Annotated in this window: 18 protein-coding genes; 12 read left to right on the top strand and 6 right to left on the bottom strand. The window is 61.9% G+C overall.

Annotation, left to right across the window (positions count from 1 at the left end):
* Positions 1–7 precede the first annotated feature (7 nt).
* The 11 genes from ctaD to rnhA all read left to right on the top strand — a co-directional run bounded on the left by ctaD (position 8) and on the right by rnhA (position 8,594).
* Positions 8–1,657 carry a cytochrome c oxidase subunit I gene (gene ctaD / locus AC1DWF_RS00370; protein ID WP_476841378.1) on the top strand — a complete coding sequence of 550 codons (1,650 nt, stop codon included), beginning with the start codon at positions 8–10 and terminating at the stop codon, positions 1,655–1,657.
* Positions 1,658–1,732: 75 nt separating this feature from the next.
* A complete protein-coding gene (locus AC1DWF_RS00365; protein ID WP_476781492.1) occupies positions 1,733–2,674 on the top strand; it encodes a heme o synthase in 942 nt (313 codons plus the stop codon).
* 1 nt (position 2,675) lies between these two features.
* Positions 2,676–2,834 (top strand): hypothetical protein, encoded by a 159-nt coding sequence (locus tag AC1DWF_RS00360; protein WP_476781493.1) that lies wholly within the window; start codon positions 2,676–2,678, stop codon positions 2,832–2,834.
* Positions 2,835–2,842: 8 nt separating this feature from the next.
* Complete coding sequence (locus AC1DWF_RS00355) at positions 2,843–3,472, top strand: cytochrome c oxidase assembly protein (RefSeq protein WP_476781494.1); 630 nt, start codon at positions 2,843–2,845, stop codon at positions 3,470–3,472.
* 1 nt (position 3,473) lies between these two features.
* Positions 3,474–4,364, top strand: a complete 891-nt coding sequence (locus tag AC1DWF_RS00350) for a cytochrome c oxidase subunit 3 (RefSeq protein WP_476841377.1) — start codon at positions 3,474–3,476, stop codon at positions 4,362–4,364.
* Between the two features lie 83 nt (positions 4,365–4,447).
* Positions 4,448–4,939: a L,D-transpeptidase family protein gene (locus AC1DWF_RS00345; protein WP_476841385.1), complete on the top strand. Its 492-nt coding sequence runs from the start codon at positions 4,448–4,450 to the stop codon at positions 4,937–4,939.
* Positions 4,936–5,322, top strand: a complete 387-nt coding sequence (locus tag AC1DWF_RS00340; protein WP_476781497.1) for a DUF983 domain-containing protein — start codon at positions 4,936–4,938, stop codon at positions 5,320–5,322. Before AC1DWF_RS00345 ends, AC1DWF_RS00340 begins: the two co-directional genes overlap by 4 nt.
* Entirely contained in the window at positions 5,319–6,074 is a 756-nt protein-coding gene (locus AC1DWF_RS00335; RefSeq protein WP_476781498.1) for an SURF1 family protein, read from the top strand. Before AC1DWF_RS00340 ends, AC1DWF_RS00335 begins: the two co-directional genes overlap by 4 nt.
* Positions 6,075–6,142: 68 nt before the next feature.
* Positions 6,143–7,153 (top strand): 4-hydroxy-3-methylbut-2-enyl diphosphate reductase, encoded by a 1,011-nt coding sequence (gene ispH, locus AC1DWF_RS00330; RefSeq protein WP_476841376.1) that lies wholly within the window; start codon positions 6,143–6,145, stop codon positions 7,151–7,153.
* On the top strand, positions 7,153–8,115 hold the full coding sequence (locus AC1DWF_RS00325) for a homoserine kinase (RefSeq protein ID WP_476841375.1): 963 nt from the start codon (positions 7,153–7,155) through the stop codon (positions 8,113–8,115). Before ispH ends, AC1DWF_RS00325 begins: the two co-directional genes overlap by 1 nt.
* Positions 8,112–8,594 carry a ribonuclease HI gene (gene rnhA, locus AC1DWF_RS00320; protein WP_476781501.1) on the top strand — a complete coding sequence of 161 codons (483 nt, stop codon included), beginning with the start codon at positions 8,112–8,114 and terminating at the stop codon, positions 8,592–8,594. The genes AC1DWF_RS00325 and rnhA overlap by 4 nt, the downstream gene beginning before the upstream one ends.
* Positions 8,595–8,612: 18 nt before the next feature.
* Here the strand turns inward: rnhA and AC1DWF_RS00315 are convergent, their stop codons facing one another.
* The gene (locus AC1DWF_RS00315; protein ID WP_476781502.1) at positions 8,613–9,098 is read right to left on the bottom strand and encodes a redoxin family protein; all 486 of its coding nucleotides are present in this window, start codon (positions 9,096–9,098) and stop codon (positions 8,613–8,615) included.
* Positions 9,099–9,214: 116 nt separating this feature from the next.
* Positions 9,215–10,021: a protein-disulfide reductase DsbD domain-containing protein gene (locus AC1DWF_RS00310; protein WP_476781503.1), complete on the bottom strand. Its 807-nt coding sequence runs from the start codon at positions 10,019–10,021 to the stop codon at positions 9,215–9,217.
* A gap of 148 nt (positions 10,022–10,169) precedes the next feature.
* Here AC1DWF_RS00310 and AC1DWF_RS00305 point away from each other — a divergent pair, with 148 nt between their 5' ends.
* Positions 10,170–10,778 (top strand): YqgE/AlgH family protein, encoded by a 609-nt coding sequence (locus AC1DWF_RS00305; RefSeq protein ID WP_476781504.1) that lies wholly within the window; start codon positions 10,170–10,172, stop codon positions 10,776–10,778.
* Here AC1DWF_RS00305 and AC1DWF_RS00300 read toward each other — a convergent pair.
* Genes AC1DWF_RS00300 through thrC form a run of 4 tightly spaced genes read right to left on the bottom strand, consistent with a single transcriptional unit; the run spans position 10,769 to position 16,976 of the window.
* Positions 10,769–13,609, bottom strand: coding sequence for an EAL domain-containing protein (locus AC1DWF_RS00300; protein WP_476781519.1), 2,841 nt, complete (start codon positions 13,607–13,609; stop codon positions 10,769–10,771). The genes AC1DWF_RS00305 and AC1DWF_RS00300 overlap by 10 nt on opposite strands.
* 50 nt (positions 13,610–13,659) lie before the next feature.
* On the bottom strand, positions 13,660–14,256 hold the full coding sequence (locus AC1DWF_RS00295) for a GNAT family N-acetyltransferase (RefSeq protein ID WP_476781505.1): 597 nt from the start codon (positions 14,254–14,256) through the stop codon (positions 13,660–13,662).
* Positions 14,257–14,271: 15 nt separating this feature from the next.
* A complete protein-coding gene (locus AC1DWF_RS00290) occupies positions 14,272–15,564 on the bottom strand; it encodes a M16 family metallopeptidase (protein ID WP_476781506.1) in 1,293 nt (430 codons plus the stop codon).
* A gap of 14 nt (positions 15,565–15,578) precedes the next feature.
* Positions 15,579–16,976, bottom strand: coding sequence for a threonine synthase (gene thrC / locus AC1DWF_RS00285; RefSeq protein ID WP_476781507.1), 1,398 nt, complete (start codon positions 16,974–16,976; stop codon positions 15,579–15,581).
* Between the last annotated feature and the right edge of the window lie 8 nt (positions 16,977–16,984).

Below are 16,984 nucleotides of genomic sequence, written 5' to 3'. Positions count from 1 at the left end.
GCGGAACATGGCAGGCGCTGCAGCTCACGACCATCACGACCACAGGCCGACGGGCTGGGTTCGGTGGGTGTATTCGACCAACCACAAAGATATCGGTACGATGTACCTGATCTTCGCGATTTTCGCGGGTATCGTGGGTGGCTTCTTGTCGGTGATGATGCGCTGGGAGCTCGCTGAGCCAGGCGTTCAGATCTTCAGCGGCCTGGCCGAGATGGTCTATGGCGTCAACGGCGATGCCGCGGTCGACGCCGGCAAGAGCATGTATAATGCCTTCACCACGGCGCACGGCCTGGTCATGATCTTCTTCATGGTCATGCCCGCGCTGATCGGCGGTTTTGCCAACTGGATGGTTCCGATCATGATCGGCGCGCCTGACATGGCGTTCCCGCGCATGAACAACATCTCGTTCTGGCTGCTTCCGCCGGCCTTCATCCTGCTGATCCTGTCGGCATTCATGCCGAGCGCTCCTGGCGCCCATGGCGTGGGTGGTGGCTGGACGATCTATCCGCCGCTGTCGACCTCGGGTCAGCCTGGTCCTGCGATGGATCTCGCGATCCTGTCGCTGCACATCGCTGGTGCGTCGTCGATCCTGGGTGCGATCAACTTCATCACSACSATCTTCAACATGCGCGCYCCGGGCATGACGCTGCACAAGATGCCGCTSTTYGYCTGGTCGRTGCTGRTSACSGCCTTCCTGCTGCTGCTTTCGCTGCCGGTTCTGGCAGGTGGCATCACCATGCTTCTGACCGACCGCAACTTCGGCACGACCTTCTTCGCGCCTGAAGGCGGCGGCGATCCGATCCTGTTCCAGCACCTGTTCTGGTTCTTCGGTCACCCGGAAGTGTACATTCTGATCCTGCCGGSCTTYGGCATCRTCAGCCACRTCGTGTCGACCTTCTCSAAGAAGCCGRTCTTCGGYTACCTCGGCATGGCCTACGCSATGGTCGCCATYGGYGYSGTCGGCTTCGTCGTGTGGGCKCACCACATGTACACCACCGGCCTGTCGCTCGACACGCAGCGCTACTTCGTCTTCGCCACGATGGTCATCGCSGTKCCGACGGGCGTGAAGATCTTCTCSTGGATCGCSACSATGTGGGGCGGTTCGATCTCGATGAAGACCCCGATGATCTGGGCGATCGGCTTCATCTTCCTGTTCACCGTCGGTGGCGTCACCGGCGTGCAGCTGGCCAACGCCGGTCTCGACCGTTCGCTGCACGACACCTACTACGTCGTCGCGCACTTCCACTACGTGCTGTCGCTGGGTGCCGTGTTCGCGATCTTCGCGGCCTGGTACTACTGGTTCCCGAAGATGACTGGCTACATGTACTCGTCGGCGATCGCCAACACCCACTTCTGGGTGACGTTCGTGGGCGTGAACCTGGTCTTCTTCCCGCAGCATTTCCTTGGCCTTGCCGGTATGCCGCGCCGCTACATCGACTATCCCGATGCGTTCGCCGGCTGGAACATGGTGTCGTCCTACGGCTCCTATATCTCCGCCGTCGGCGTGCTGATCTTCCTGTTCGGCGTCTTCGAAGCCTTCTCCAAGAAGCGCGTCGCTGGTGCCAATCCCTGGGGCGAGGGTGCGACCACGCTCGAATGGCAGCTGCCTTCGCCGCCGCCCTTCCATCAGTGGGAACAGCTTCCGAAGATCAAGTAAGTCGCTGACTGAACTACGAGGCCGCCGGCCAGACCGGCGGTTTCGGCCAAACGGAACGACTGGACGTAAGTACGCATGGCCCTTGTCCACAACCGGTTTGAAGACCAAACCATCCGCATGTCGGAGGCGACGGCTGGCGATTTCTTCGCCCTGCTGAAGCCGCGTGTGATGTCACTGGTGGTCTTTACTGCCTTTGTCGGCATGGTTGCCGCGCCCGAGACCATCAACCCGTTACTCGCCGTCGTTGCGATCCTAGCGATCGCCATAGGTGCCGGCGCTTCGGGTGCCCTCAACATGTGGTACGACGCCGACATCGACGCCGTCATGACGCGCACCGCCAACCGGCCGGTGCCTTCAGGCAAGGTGACGCCGCATGAGGCGCTGACCTTCGGTCTGGTGCTGTCGGTCCTTTCGGTGATGACGCTCGGCGTCCTCATCAACTGGCTGTCGGCGGCACTGCTCGCCTTCACCATCTTCTTTTACGCCGTCATCTACACGATGTGGCTCAAGCGCTGGACGCCACAGAACATCGTCATTGGTGGCGCAGCCGGTGCGCTGCCGCCGATGATCGGCTGGGCCGCCATTACCGGGTCGGTCAGCTTCGAGAGCTTCGTGCTCTTCCTGATCACCTTCTTGTGGACGCCGCCGCATTTCTGGGCGCTCGCGCTGTTCAAGTCGCAGGATTATGAGCGCGCCGGCATCCCGATGATGCCGAACGTCGCCGGCGAAGCGTCGACGCGCCGGCAGATATTTGCCTATTCGCTGCTGCTTGCGCCCATTGGCGTGGCGCCCTGGCTGCTCGGCTATACCACCATCGGCTACGGCGTGGTTGCGCTGGCGCTCGGCATCGGCTTTGTCTGGTATGCCTGGAAGGTGCTTCGCATGCCCGACAGCGACCGGGTGATGAAGCCCGCAAAGGCGCTGTTTGGCTACTCGCTGCTTTACCTGTTCGTGATCTTTGCGGCCTATCTGGCTGACAGCGTCATCGAGCGTGTCTTTGCGCTTGGAGGCGCATGATATGTCCGACAACAATTTCGTCACGCTCACTGACAAGCAGAAGAAAGCGCGGCGCAGCCGCAACATCGCCATCGGCCTGGCGCTCGCGGCACTTGTCATCATCTTTTATCTCGCCACGATAGCGAAGTTCGGCCCGGCCATCCTGGACCGCTCGCTATGAGCAATGGCATGACAAACGAGACCGAGGCCGAGGCCAAGAAGCAGAGCTCCAACCGCAAGGTTGCCGGCATGTGCATCGCTTTTGTCGGTGGTATGGTTGGCATGGCCTATGCCGCTGTGCCGCTCTACGCGATGTTCTGCCAGGTCACCGGTTATGGCGGCACGACCCAGCGCGTGGAGCAGTATTCCGACAAGATCCTCGATCGTGAGGTCACCATCCGATTCGACGCCAATATTTCGGGTGGATTGCCCTGGCAGTTCCAGCCGGTCGCGCGCGACGTCAAGATCAAGATCGGCGAAACGACCCAGGCGCATTACACGGCAAAGAACGTCTTCGACAAGCCGACCCAAGGCCGCGCGACGTTCAACGTCACGCCAGAACTGGCAGGCGCTTATTTCAACAAGGTTGAGTGCTTCTGCTTCAGCGACACCACGCTGAAGCCGGGCGAAACGCTTGATATGCCGGTCGTCTTTTTTGTCGATCCGGCGATCGTCAACGAGCCCGATCTCAAGGACCTCAGGACGATAACCTTGTCTTATACCTTTTTCCCGATTGAGGGGGAAAAGCCCGTAGCAGCCGCGCCAAAGGTTGACGGCGAAGCGAAAAATGTTAATTCCGACGGAAAAGCCGGGGGCTGATATGGCAGACGCGCACGCGAAACCACAACACGACTATCACATCATCGATCCTAGCCCGTGGCCGTTCCTCGGCTCGCTGGGCGCGCTCGTCATGGCTTTCGGCGGCGTCGCCTGGATGCAGCACCTGAAAGGCAGCGTCTTCCCGATCTTCGGCTACAACGCCGCGAACGCCAACTATTGGATCTTCGCGATCGGCCTGCTGATCGTGCTCTACACCATGTTCGGCTGGTGGTCGGACACGATCAAGGAAGGCAATGAGGGGCATCACACGCGCGTCGTGTCGCTGCACCTGCGCTATGGCATGATCATGTTCATCGCCTCCGAGGTGATGTTCTTCGTTGCCTKSTTCTGGGCCTTCTTCGACGCTGCACTGTTCCCTGGCGAAGTTCACCAGGTGATGCGCGCCGAGTTCACCGGCGGCGTCTGGCCGCCGAAGGGCATCGAGGTTCTCGATCCCTGGCACCTGCCGCTCTACAACACCATCATCCTGCTGCTTTCGGGCACGGCGGTGACCTGGGCGCACCACGCGCTGCTGAACAATGATCGCAAGGGCCTGGTCAACGGCCTCGCGCTGACGGTCGGCCTCGGCATCCTGTTCTCCTTCGTGCAGGCCTACGAGTACATCCACGCTCCGTTCGCTTTCCGCGACTCGATCTACGGCGCGACCTTCTTCATGGCGACTGGCTTCCATGGCTTCCACGTCATCGTCGGCACGATCTTCCTGCTGGTGTGCCTGTTCCGCGCCATGGGTGGCGGCTTTACGCCGAAGCAGCATTTCGGCTTCGAGGCGGCTGCCTGGTACTGGCACTTCGTCGACGTGGTCTGGCTGTTCCTGTTCACCGCGATCTATGTTTGGGGTTCGGCGGGCGCCACCATCGCTGCCGGCCACTGATCGATCCGGTTCTTGATGCAAGGCGGTCGCGGCAACGCGGCCGCCTTCTCTTTTTTGGCGCTTTTCTGCGGCAACCACCAAGCATGCTGATTTGCCGCTTCGCCCTCCCTTTGATTGCCCTTGTCGCCTCAACGGCGTTTGCCTCAGCCGACGTCATCGACCTGGTGCGGGTGGCCAAGTCCGAGCGCCGGCTGGAGTTGGTATCAGGCGACAWGGTGGTTCGCAGCTATGCTGTCGCGCTCGGTGCCAGTCCGGTTGGCCACAAAGGCCAGGAAGGCGACGAGCGCACGCCAGAAGGCCGCTATGTGCTTGATTGGCGGAACCCCGGCAGCGGCTATTACCGATCGATCCACGTCTCCTATCCCAATGCCGACGACGTGGCTGCGGCAAAGAGAGCAGGTGTCGATCCCGGCGGAATGATTATGATCCACGGCCAACCGAACGGGTATGGCTGGTGGTCCTGGCTGGTGCAGATGTTCGACTGGACGAATGGCTGTATCGCCGTTACCGACGAGGAAATGGCGGAGATCTGGCAGATGGTCGAAGACGGCACTCCCATTGAGATAAATCCATGAGTGACGACAAGGCGATCTGGCCGCCGGTCGATCCGATCGCGGCCGGGCTCAAGGGACGCTGTCCGCGCTGCGGCGAGGGCAAGCTGTTTTCGAGCTTCCTCACCGTCGGCAAGGAATGCGGCGTCTGTCGGCTCGACTATTCCTTCGCCGACGCTGGCGACGGACCGGCGGTGTTCGTCATCCTGATCATCGGCTTCGTGGTCGTCGGTCTCGCTTTGTGGATGGAGGTGACGCTGGCGCCGCCGCTGTGGCTTCACCTGCTGCTCTGGATACCGCTGACCTTGATCCTCAGCCTCGGCTCACTGCGGCTGATCAAGGGCGTACTGATTACCCTGCAATACCGTAACAAGGCCGCCGAAGGGCGTTTGGACAAGGGCGAATGAGCGACCAGAAAACCATGTCTGCCCCGGCGCGCCGCTCCGGGCTTGTTCTGATGCTCGTGCTCGGCACCATTGCTTTCGCGCTCTTGATCGCGCTCGGCAGCTGGCAGGTCCAGCGCCTCTATTGGAAAGAGGAGCTGATCGCCCAGATCGCCGAACGCACGCAGTCCCAACCGCTGCCATTGTCCGAGATGGAAGTGAAGTTCCGCGCCACCAGCGATGTCGACTATTGGCCGGTGACGCTCTCGGGAACCTTTGCTCACGAAGGCGAGCGGCATTTCTTCGCCACCTGGGAAGGCCAGTCGGGCTTTTACGTCTACACCCCGCTCAAGCTGGAAGATGGCCGCTTCGTCCTGGTGAATCGCGGCTTCGTTCCCTACGATTTCAAGAATGCGGCCAAGCGGCCGGTCGGCCAGGTGACGGGGCCGGTCAACATCGTAGGCCTCGCGCGCAACCCGCTCGATGGCAAGCCCGGTTCCCTGGTGCCTGACAACGACCCGGTGAAGAACATCTTTTACTGGAAGGATCGCGACGTGATGGCTGCGACCGCAGGTCTGCCGTCAGGTGCTGTCGTGCTGCCATTCTTCGTCGATGCCGACGATACGGCCAACCCAGGTGGCCTGCCGGTCGGCGGCGTCACCATGGTCGATATGCCCAACAACCACCTGCAATATGCCGTGACATGGTATGGGCTTGCGGCTGCACTTTTGGGTGTCATGGGCTTTTGGCTGATGCGCCGGCCCGAAGGCAAATGACAGCGGGTCTCCCTTGACAGCAAGGGGTTGCAGACATCATTTCGGCACTGAATGAAGAACCGGATTAAATGCCCCAGACGCTTACCAAACCGCCCCTGACAATCAGGCTCTGCCAGCCGCGCGGCTTTTGCGCAGGCGTCGACCGTGCGATCCAGATCGTTGTTTTGGCGCTGAAGAAATACGGCGCGCCGGTCTTTGTCCGCCATGAGATCGTGCATAACCGCTATGTTGTCGAGGGGCTGCAGAACCTCGGCKCGGTCTTCATCGAAGAGCTGAGCGAAATCCCCGTCGAACACCAGGATGCGCCGGTGGTGTTTTCCGCCCATGGCGTGCCGAAATCGGTGCCGGCCGATGCGGTTGCGCGCAATCTTTTCTATCTCGACGCAACCTGCCCGTTGGTCTCCAAGGTGCACAAGCAGGCGATGCGCCATCAGCGCAAGGGCCGCCATGTGCTGTTGATCGGCCATGCCGGCCACCCCGAAGTGATCGGCACCATGGGGCAACTCAACGATGGCGCGGTCACGCTGATCGAGACCGAAGCCGACGTTCAGAATTTTGCCCCAGTGGATCCCGAACAGCTCGGCTTCGTCACCCAGACCACGCTGTCTGTCGAAGACACCGCAGGCATCTTGAAGGCGCTGCAGGAAAAGTTCCCGGCGCTGCAGGCGCCTGCCGCCGAATCGATCTGCTATGCCACCACCAACCGCCAGGACGCGGTGAAGGAGACGGCCCCAGGATCCGACCTTTACCTGGTTGTCGGCGCGCCCAACTCGTCCAATTCGCGCCGTCTCGTCGAAGTCGCCGAGCGGGCAGGTGCCAAGATGTCGCTGCTGGTTCAGCGCGCGTCGGAGATACCGTGGAACGACATAGGCGGCATCGCTACGCTGGGACTGTCGGCCGGTGCTTCGGCACCGGAGATCATCGTCGACGAGATCATCAACGCTTTCCGTGAGCGCTTCGAGGTGAATGTGGAACTCGCGATAACGGCGACCGAGACGGAGGACTTTCCGGTGATGCGGGTATTGCGCGACGTCGAGCTGACGCCAGCCGACATGGCCTTCGTCAACGGTAACGGCTGATGGCAGTCTATACCGACGTCGGCGAGGGCGAGCTCGGAGCGTTCCTGCGCAACTATCCGGTCGGCGAGCTTTTGTCCTACAAGGGCATTGCCGAGGGCACCGAGAACACCAATTTCCTGCTACACACGACGACCGGGTCGTACATCCTGACGCTATATGAGAAGCGGGTCGAAAAATCGGACCTGCCGTTCTTCCTTGGGCTGATGYAGCACCTTGCCCATAAGGGCTTGTCCTGCCCGCTGCCGGTCGACGGCAAGGACGGCAATGTCATCGGCACGCTTGCCGGTCGCCCGGCCGTGATCATCACCTTCCTTGAGGGCATGTGGCTACGCCGGCCCAAGGCCGTGCATTGTCGCGAGGTCGGCAGGGCGTTGGCCGAGCTGCACATCGCCGGCCAGGATTTTGCGATGACGCGTCCGAATTCGCTCGCCATCGATGGCTGGCGCAAGCTGTGGGACGCAGCCCACCCGCGCGCCGACGAGGTCGAGCCGGGCCTTGCCAGGGAAGTCGACGCCGACTTCGCCGAATTCGAGAAAAGCTGGCCAAAGGACCTGCCTTCGGGCGTCATCCATGCCGACCTGTTTCCCGACAACGTCTTTTTCCTCGGCGACAAGCTGTCGGGCCTGATCGACTTCTATTTCGCCTGCAACGACATCTACGCTTACGATCTGGCCACCTGCCTCAATGCCTGGTGCTTCGAGAAGGACTTTTCCTTCAACCTGACCAAGGGCACGGCACTCCTGGAAGGCTACCAGAGCGTCCGCCCGCTGAGCGGTGACGAGAAGGCGGCACTGCCCATCCTGGCGCGCGGCTCGGCCCTGCGCTTCATGCTGACGCGGCTCTACGACTGGCTGACGGTCCCGGATGGCGGGCTGGTCATGAAGCGTGACCCGTCGGAATATATCCGCCGCCTTCGCTTCCACCGGACGATCAAGTCCGCACAAGAATACGGCCTGAAATGACAAAGCACATCGAGATCTTCACCGACGGAGCCTGTTCGGGCAATCCGGGCCCCGGCGGCTGGGGCGCGATCATGCGCTACAACGGCAAGACCAAGGAACTGTGCGGCGGCGAGGCCGAGACGACCAACAACCGCATGGAGCTGCTCGCGGCGATTTCGGCGCTGAACGCGCTGAAGGAGCCGTGCACCGTCGATCTGCACACCGACAGCAAATACGTCATGGACGGGATCTCCAAGTGGATCCACGGCTGGAAGAAGAATGGCTGGAAGACGGCCGACAAGAAGCCGGTGAAGAATGGCGAGCTGTGGCAGGCGCTTGACGAGGCCAACAAGCGTCACAAGGTGACGTGGCATTGGATCAAGGGCCATGCCGGCCATGCCGAAAACGAGCGCGCTGACGAACTGGCGCGCGAGGGCATGGCGCCCTTCAAGACCGGACGCAGCGGACCACCTGCCGGATTGCGCGCCGCCAAGGGCTGACGACGCGCAAGGGCAGTTTCAGAGCTGCTCAAGGATCTTGGCAGCACCGGAGTCGATCGCCTGTCCGGCCGAGCCTTCGACGTTGAGCTGCGTGACCTTGCCGTCTTCGACGACCATCGAGAACCGCTTCGAACGCAAGCCCATGCCGGCTGCCGACAGGTCGAGGTCGAGACCTGTCGCACGGGCGAAATCGCCGCTGCCGTCGGCGAGGAACAGCACCTTGCCTTCACCGCCGCTGAAACGCGCCCAGGCGCCCATGACATGGACGTCGTTGACCGCAACGACAGCGATGGTGTCGACGCCGCGCGCGATGATGGCGTCATGGTTCTCGACATAGCCGGGCAGGTGGTTGTTGCTGCAGGTCGGCGTGAAAGCGCCAGGAACCGCAAACAGCACGACCTTCTTGCCGGCGAAGATTTCGTTTGTGGTGAGGTTCTTGGCCCCGTCGGCGGTCATCGTCTTGAACGTGGCCTCAGGCAGCTTGTCGCCAATCGAAATGGTCATGAATTTCCTCGCATGCGTGGTGGTTGAAAGATCCAGGATGAACGCGCATCCCAACTAGCGCAGATGCGCGTTTTATCCAATGGCCGGCCAGATGTAGGAAGTTGGGCGCATCTTGCTCAGGGGTAGGGCAAGAATCCTTCGACCGCGCCGGCAGCACTCGTCAGCGTATAAGGAATGCCCTTGCCGGAAGGTTTCGTGGCCGGGCGTTCGAGCACCTTGATCGTGAAGACCGGCTTTCCTGTCTCCAGATGCCGCACGGGCGTGCCGAACTGATAGCCGTCCGTGCCGGCAATGAAGACGTCGACGGCCTCTGGCGCGCCCGGGGAGGACGCAAGGAGCGAGATGTGTTCGCCCTCGCTGGATTTCACGATCACACCGAATTCGGGCTGTGCGACCGCCGGCAGGGCTGCAAGGGCGGCCTTCACCAGTGCGGCATCGTCGGCGTTGTCGGGATCGGCAGCCGGAACGACTTCAAGGCGCGCCTGCACCGGCACGCAGATGGTTTCGCAAACGCCAAGGAAAACATCGGCGGCGATCATTGAAGGCTCGCTGGTTGCGGGAATAGTAAAGCTGACCGGCAGGCGCACCGAATAGTCATAGCCGGCCCATTTGGAATAGCCGTCGTCATGCCGTTGCGGGGCGGGATAGGAAAACTCCGCCGCCGAGACGTTGCGGCTTGCCGTCACGTCGATCAGCGGCGGCACTCCGGAATTGCCGGGGTCGCGCCAATATGTCTTCCAGCCGCGCTTGAGCTCGATGTCGAGCACGCCCTGGAGCTTGCCCGAGGCGTCGGGAGCGCCCGACGTGACGAGGCGGAAACGCCCGCCTTCGGCCTCGAACCAGGCCGACGACGACGCGTGGGCAGGGGCAGCGGCAAGCAAGGCCGAGCCCAGGCAGATAGTGGAACCTAATGCAATTTTCATGGCGCTGATTTGATAGGCTCCCGCAGCGTCCGCAACAGGGAGCGCCAACACATCGCATCATATTTGCGTGACGTTGCCTTTGAAAAGATGAACGCCGCGACCCTATCGCCATCTTTCAAGAAGCCGGGAAACGCGTTAGGTTCTTGCTATGGACCTCTTACGCCAGAAAAAGGGTGCTTCACAGCACGGTTTTCTCGACGACCAGTTCCTCATCGCCATGCCGGGGATGAAGGACGACAGGTTCTCGCGTGCCGTCATCTACATTTGTGCCCACAGCGACGAGGGCGCGATGGGCCTGATCATCAACCAGGTCCAGCCACTTCTGTTTCCCGACCTGCTGGTTCAACTCGGCATACTCGACGAGCACGAGGCGATCCGGCTGCCGATGAAGGCCAAGGATTTCATCGTGCGCAATGGCGGGCCTGTCGATCGCAGCCGCGGCTTCGTGCTGCATACCGACGACTACAAGGTCGAGTCCTCGCTGCCGGTCTCGGAAGAGATCTGCCTGACCGCAACGGTCGACATCTTGCGAGCGATTTCCGCAGGGCGCGGGCCGCGCCATGCGCTGATGGCGCTTGGCTACTCCGGCTGGGGTGCCGGCCAGCTTGAAAGCGAGATCGCCGAGAACGGCTGGCTGACCTGTCCGGCGACGCCGGAGCTTTTGTTCGACACCGACATCGACCGCAAATACGACCGCATCCTCGCCACGCTCGGCATCGACCTTGCGCGGCTCAGCAGTGCAGCCGGTCACGCCTGAGCAAGCGGGTACTGCTCTTTCAGCATCTTCAGGGCCTGGTCGCCGGGAATAGGCGCGCCGAACATGAAGCTCTGCACATATTCGCAGCCCATCTGGCGCAGTTCGAGCGCATCGCTCTCATCGGAGATGCCTTCGGCGACCACCGACATCCCCAGTTCATGCGCCATGTTGACCATCGATTTGATCAGCACCGCACGCTTGGGCGAGGTGTCGTCGACAAAGCTCTTGTCGATCTTGATCGTGTCGAAGGGGAAGCGCGTCAGGTAGGACAGCGACGAATAACCGGTACCGAAATCGTCGAGCGACAGGCCGATGCCGAGCTGCTTGAGCTTGGTCAGGACGTGATTGGTCTGCTCGGGATTGTCCATGACGAGCGATTCGGTGAGTTCGAGGCGGAAGCAGCGCGGCTTGAGATTGGCCCTGGCGATGACCGAGCGGACGTCGCTGACGAGGTCGCGGCGGATGAGCTGGCGGCTCGACAGATTGACCGACACCGAAAGCGGCGCGTCGCTGATCTGCTTTTGCCAATCGGCGAGGTCGTCGGCGGCGCGCTGCATGGCAAACAAGCCAAGCTGGACAATCAAGCCGCAACCTTCGGCGACTGGAATGAAGTCGCCCGGCGGGATCATGCCGCGGCGCGGGTGATCCCAGCGTAGCAGGGCCTCGAAGCCGGCGACGCTGCCATCCTCGAGCCGTACGATCGGCTGGTAGGCAAGCGTGAATTCCTTGCGCTCGATGGCGCGGCGGAGGTCCGATTCAAGCTGCAGCCGGTCGGTGCCAACGGTGCGGAAAGCCGGGCGGAACGGCTCGATGCGGTCGCCGCCGAAACGCTTGGCCTGATGCATGGCGAGTTCGGCATCCTTGACCATGTCTTCGGCCGAGGCCTGGGCCGTGGTCCAGGTGATGAGGCCTACAGACGCGGTGAGCACGATCTCGCGCTTGGCGAAAGTGATCGGCGCCTTGATCGCCTGCTTGATCGCGTCGGCGACTACGGCGATGCGCGAAGGGTCCTGTTCGGACAGGAGCATCAGTGCGAACTGGTCGCCGGCGAAGCGCGACAGCGAGTCCTTGGGCTTGAGCAACCGGTGCAGGCGGCGCGCGATGGTCAAAAGGATGGTGTCGCCGGCCGAAATGCCAAGCCCGTCATTGACCAGCTTGAAGCGGTCTATGTCGATGACGAAGACCGACGGACGTACCTTCTCTTCGGTGCGGGCAATCGAGATGATTGCCTCCAGCCGGTTCATGAACAGTTCGCGGTTGGGCAGGCCGGTCAAATTGTCGTGCACGGCATCGTGCAGCAGGCGTTCTTCGGATTTCTTCTGCTCAGTGACGTCGACCAGCGTGCCGACGCAGCGGATCACTTCGCCGTCCGAACCGATCACCGGCCGCGCCTTGAGCGAGAACCAGTGATAGTGACCGTCGGCGCCGCGCAGGCGAAAACTTTGCGCAACGCGGCCGCGGCGATGCTCCAGCACCACGTCGAGCGTGGTGCGGAAGGTGTCGCGGTCGTCGGAATGCAGCACCGGCAGCCAGTTGCGCGCCGCACCGCCCAGGCTGTTGGGCGCGAGCCCTAGCTGTAGCGAGACATCGGGGCGGGTCACGACGCGGTCGCGCAGCACGTCCCAGTCCCAGACGATGTCGCCTGAGCCGGAGATCGCCAGCGCCTGGCGTTCCATGTCGCTGAATAGGCCCTGATGGGCGCCGCCGCCGGCGAAAGCATGCTGCATGACGGTAAAGCCGATAAGCAGGATGATGAGGATCAGGCCGCCGCCGAGTGCTGGCTGGACGATGTCGTTGTCCAAAACGCCAGTGATCGCCATCCACGAGCCGCTGAGCCAGATCAGCACCATCGCCCAACTGGGCACCAGCATAATGGCGCGGTCATAACCACGGATGCTGAGGTAAACTATGAGCCCGAGTCCGGTGATGGCGGTGGCAGCGAAGGAAATGCGTGCGATGCCGGCGGCAACCGCTGGATCGATAATGGCGACACCGGCGATCAAAAGCAGGCCGATGACCCAGACGAAGGCGCCATAGCTGAAATGGCCGTGCCATCGGTTGAGGTTGAGATAGGCAAACAGGAAGACGACGAAGGTACCGGCGAGCGCCACCTCCGTGCCCGCTCGCCATATCTGCTCGTTGCCGGGCGAGACCTCTATGACCTTGTTGAGGAAGCCGAAATCGACGCAGATGTAGGCAAGCACCGCCCAGGCGAGCGCTGCGGTGGCCGGGAACATCGAGGTCCCCTTGACCACGAACAGGATGGTCAGGAACAGTGCCAGAAGGCCGGCAATGCCGATGACGATGCCGCGAAACAGCGTGTAGGAATTGACCGTGTCCTTGTAGGCTTCAGGTTCCCACAGATAGACCTGCGGCAGCTTGGGCGAGGAGAGCTCGGCGATGAAGGTCACTACCGAGTTCGGATTGAGCGTGACCAGGAACACGTCGGCGTCGGGGCTTGCCTGGCGGTCGAGCGCGAAGCCTTCGCTGGGCGTGATGGCGGCAATGCGGCTGGAGCCGAGGTCGGGCCAGATCAGGCCGGAGCCGACGAGACGGAAATGCGGCGCAACGATCAGCCGGTCGATCACCTGGTCGGTGGTGTTGGCAAGCGCAAACACCGCCCAGTCACCGGTTGAGCGCTTGTCGTTGGCCTCCACCTCGATGCGGCGAACGATGCCGTCGACGCCCGGTGCTGTCGAAACCTGAAAGTTTTCACCCTGGTTGCGGTAGATCTCGACGGCACCCGAAAGGTTGAGCGCGACGTCGTCACGAGAGATCTTGATCGGCTCCACGGCCCATGCCTGCGACACCGCGCAGACGCTGGCGATCATGGAAACAATGAGCGCAAACAAGGGCGCCAGCAGGAAATGCTTCGACAAGTTCAAGCCTTCATGGTGACAGCTTGCGGATCGTCCGCAATCAGGGCGTAGAGATAGTGGTCATGCCATTCGCTGTTGATCCTGAGATAGGATCGCAAAAGTCCTTCGCGCCGGAATCCGGCTTTTTCAAGCACGCGTACGGAACGTGCATTGTCGGGGATACAGGCAGCCTCGATCCGGTGCAACCGAAGCGTATCGAAGGCATGTCGCACCACAAGCCTGAGAGCGTCGACCATGAAGCCCTGACCAGCATAACGTTCGCCGATCCAGTAGCCGATGTGGCCGGTCTGGGCGACGCCGTAGCGGATGTTGCCAAGCGTGATGCCGCCGACGAGTTTCATGGTCGAATTTTCGTAGATGAAAAAGGCCGCCGCCGTGCCCTGGATATATTCGTCCTGGTAGCGCGAAATCCGGACACGCCAGGCCGAGCGATCAAGCTCGTCCGGTGCCCAGCGCGGCTCCCACGGTTCGAGGAACGCGCGGCTTTCGGCGCGCAGGGCCATCCATTCGTGATAATCGCGCCAAGTCGGCATGCGCAGGCTGACGCGTTCGCCTTTTAGTGCCGGAGTTTCGCGGCGAAAAAGCGAGAGCGAAAACATATGCGCAAAGTCTGCTCAGACGGCGAGCTTGCGGGTGGTCGCCTGTACGCCCGGCAGCGTGTCCAGGATTGATTCGTAGGGCGCCAGCGTGCCGACAGGTCCGACCGCCGCAATCGTCGGGCGGGTCGAAAACAGGCGCGACGACAAGTCGGTCAGGCGCTCGACGGTAAGGGCCGCCAGGCGTTCCATCAGCTCTTCCTTGGCGATCGGGCGGCCGAACAGAAGAAGCTGGCGTGCGATCTGCGAGGCGCGGCTGGAGCAGCTTTCGGCCGACATGATGAGGCCGGCGCGATACTGCGCGCGGGCGCGATCAAGCTCTTCGAGCAGGATGCTTTCGCCGGTCCGCTGCAGTTCGTTGATGATCACCGGGATCAGTTCGGCGATGTCACTCTGGCCGGTCGCGGCATGGATGCCAAAAATGCCGGTGTCGGAAAAGCCCCAGTGGAATGCATAAACCGAGTAGCACAGGCCGCGCTTCTCGCGCACTTCCTGGAACAGCCGCGACGACATACCGCCGCCGAGAATCATCGAGAGAACCTGCGAGGCGTAGAAGTCGCGGACATGATAGGCGCGGCCTTCGAAGCCGAGCACGATCTGCGCGTCCATGAGGTCGCGGTCTTCGCGGAAGTCGCCGCCGACATATTGCGCATATTGCGGAATGGCGCTTTCGGCCTTGGGGCGAAAATTGCCGAGTCGCTTTTCGACGTGGCGGACGAAATCGTCATGCTTGACGTCGCCGGCAGCGACTATGACCATGCGCTCGGCGCCGTACTGACGCTGCATGAAATCGTGAAGCTGCGCCGAGGTGAAGGATTTCACCGTCTCGGGCGTGCCCAGGATCGAGCGGCCGATTGTCTGGTGACGGAAGGCGGTTTCGGTGAAGCGGTCAAAGACGATGTCGTCGGGCGTGTCGTGGGCGGCGCCGATTTCCTGCAGGATCACGTGCTGTTCGCGCTCAAGCTCGTTCGGATCGAACTCGGAATCCTGGAGGATGTCGGACAGGATGTCGACTGCCAGTGGCACGTCGTCGGCCAGGACGCGGGCATAAAAGGACGTCGTTTCTACTGACGTTGCGGCGTTGATCTCGCCGCCGACATTCTCGATCTGCGATGCGATCTCAAAGGCGGTGCGGTTCTTGGTGCCCTTGAACGCCATGTGCTCAAGCAGGTGGGCCATGCCGTGCTCGTCGTCGCGCTCATTACGCGCGCCGGACTTGACCCATGTGCCGAGAGCTACAGTCTCTACGCTTGGAAGTGTTTCAGTGGCTACTGTCAGGCCGTTCGACAGACGGCTTACCTCAACACCCATATTACGCATACTCCCTAACCCGCCGCTCGTGTGCGGCGGCTAATGTAATCTTCCACCATTTTTATCTCTGATGGAAGTACCGTGAACTTTTCCTTACGTTCCATCAACCCCGACAGCCATTTTGGCAGGTTGGGCTCGATGCCGCAGGCAGCCTTCACGGCAGCCGGGAATTTGGCCGGATGAGCAGTGGCGAGCACCACCATCGGCATGTCGCTTTTGGGCTGGCTGGCTGCGACATGCACGGCGGTTGCGGTGTGCGGGTCGAGCAGATAGCCGCTCTTGTCGAGCGTCGAGCGGATCGTCGCTGCGGTTTCGTCCATGTCGGCGCGGCCGGCCTGGAATTCAGCGCGGATGCCGGCGAGCGACTTCGCCTCGATGGTGAAGGCGCCCGACTGCTTGAGGCCCGCCATGTAGCGGCGCACGAGCGCCGCGTCGCGGTCGGAGGCCTCAAACAGCAGGCGTTCGAAGTTCGATGACACCTGGATGTCCATCGACGGCGAGGTGGTGGCCACGACCCCGGTCTGGCGATATTCGCCGCTCTTCAACGTGCGGGCGAGGATGTCGTTGTCGTTGGTGGCGATGACCAGCTGGTCGATCGGCAGGCCCATTTTCTTTGCAGCATAACCAGCGAAGATGTCGCCGAAATTGCCGGTCGGCACAGTGAAGGAGACCGGCCTGTCGGGTGCRCCGAGCGAAATGGCTGAGGAGAAATAATAGACGATCTGGGCCATGATGCGGGCCCAGTTGATCGAGTTCACGCCAGACAGCTGCACCCGGTCGCGGAAGCCGTGGTCGTTGAACATGTCTTTGACCAGACCCTGGCAATCGTCGAAGTTTCCCTCGATCGACAGCGCGTGGACATTTGCCGCCGTCGACGTCGTCATCTGACGCTGCTGCACCGGCGAGACGCGTCCGTGCGGGAACAGGATGAAGATGTCGGTGCGTTCACGTCCGGCAAAGGCGTCGATCGCAGCGCCGCCGGTATCGCCCGAGGTCGCGCCGACAATGGTCGCGTGCTGGCCGCGTTCGGCAAGCACATGGTCCATCAGCCGCGCCAGCAACTGCATGGCGACGTCCTTGAAGGCGAGGGTGGGGCCATGGAACAGTTCGAGCACGAAGCTGTTGGCGCCGGTCTGCACCAGCGGGCACACCGCGTCATGGCGGAAGGTGCCATAGGCCTCGCGCACCAGACGCTCGAAGACGTCATGCTTGATTTCGCCGCCGAGAAACGGGATCAAAAGCCTGATCGCCAGATCGGCGTAGCTCAGGCCGCGCATGGCGCGAATCTCGGCTGCGCTGAAATGCGGCCATACGGCTGGAAGGTAAAGGCCGCCATCGCGGGCAAGGCCGGCAAGTACAGCGTCAGAAAATCCGAGCGCGGGAGCTTCCCCGCGGGTGCTCACATAGTGCATAGCTATCC

It is taken from the genome of Aminobacter sp. P4_D5 (assembly GCF_056401815.1).
This window is presented reverse-complemented; position numbering and strand designations above follow the sequence as displayed.

Bases quoted from the DNA above. Each gene is read 5' to 3' on its own strand.
- AC1DWF_RS00365 (WP_476781492.1), top strand. From the start codon at position 1,733: ATGGCCCTTGTCCACAACCGGTTTGAAGACCAAACCATCCGCATGTCG.
- AC1DWF_RS00360 (WP_476781493.1), top strand. From the start codon at position 2,676: ATGTCCGACAACAATTTCGTCACGCTCACTGACAAGCAGAAGAAAGCG.
- AC1DWF_RS00355 (WP_476781494.1), top strand. From the start codon at position 2,843: ATGACAAACGAGACCGAGGCCGAGGCCAAGAAGCAGAGCTCCAACCGC.
- AC1DWF_RS00340 (WP_476781497.1), top strand. From the start codon at position 4,936: ATGAGTGACGACAAGGCGATCTGGCCGCCGGTCGATCCGATCGCGGCC.
- AC1DWF_RS00335 (WP_476781498.1), top strand. From the start codon at position 5,319: ATGAGCGACCAGAAAACCATGTCTGCCCCGGCGCGCCGCTCCGGGCTT.
- rnhA (WP_476781501.1), top strand. From the start codon at position 8,112: ATGACAAAGCACATCGAGATCTTCACCGACGGAGCCTGTTCGGGCAAT.
- AC1DWF_RS00315 (WP_476781502.1), bottom strand. From the start codon at position 9,098: ATGACCATTTCGATTGGCGACAAGCTGCCTGAGGCCACGTTCAAGACG.
- AC1DWF_RS00310 (WP_476781503.1), bottom strand. From the start codon at position 10,021: ATGAAAATTGCATTAGGTTCCACTATCTGCCTGGGCTCGGCCTTGCTT.
- AC1DWF_RS00305 (WP_476781504.1), top strand. From the start codon at position 10,170: ATGGACCTCTTACGCCAGAAAAAGGGTGCTTCACAGCACGGTTTTCTC.
- AC1DWF_RS00300 (WP_476781519.1), bottom strand. From the start codon at position 13,609: ATGATCGCCAGCGTCTGCGCGGTGTCGCAGGCATGGGCCGTGGAGCCG.
- AC1DWF_RS00295 (WP_476781505.1), bottom strand. From the start codon at position 14,256: ATGTTTTCGCTCTCGCTTTTTCGCCGCGAAACTCCGGCACTAAAAGGC.
- AC1DWF_RS00290 (WP_476781506.1), bottom strand. From the start codon at position 15,564: ATGGGTGTTGAGGTAAGCCGTCTGTCGAACGGCCTGACAGTAGCCACT.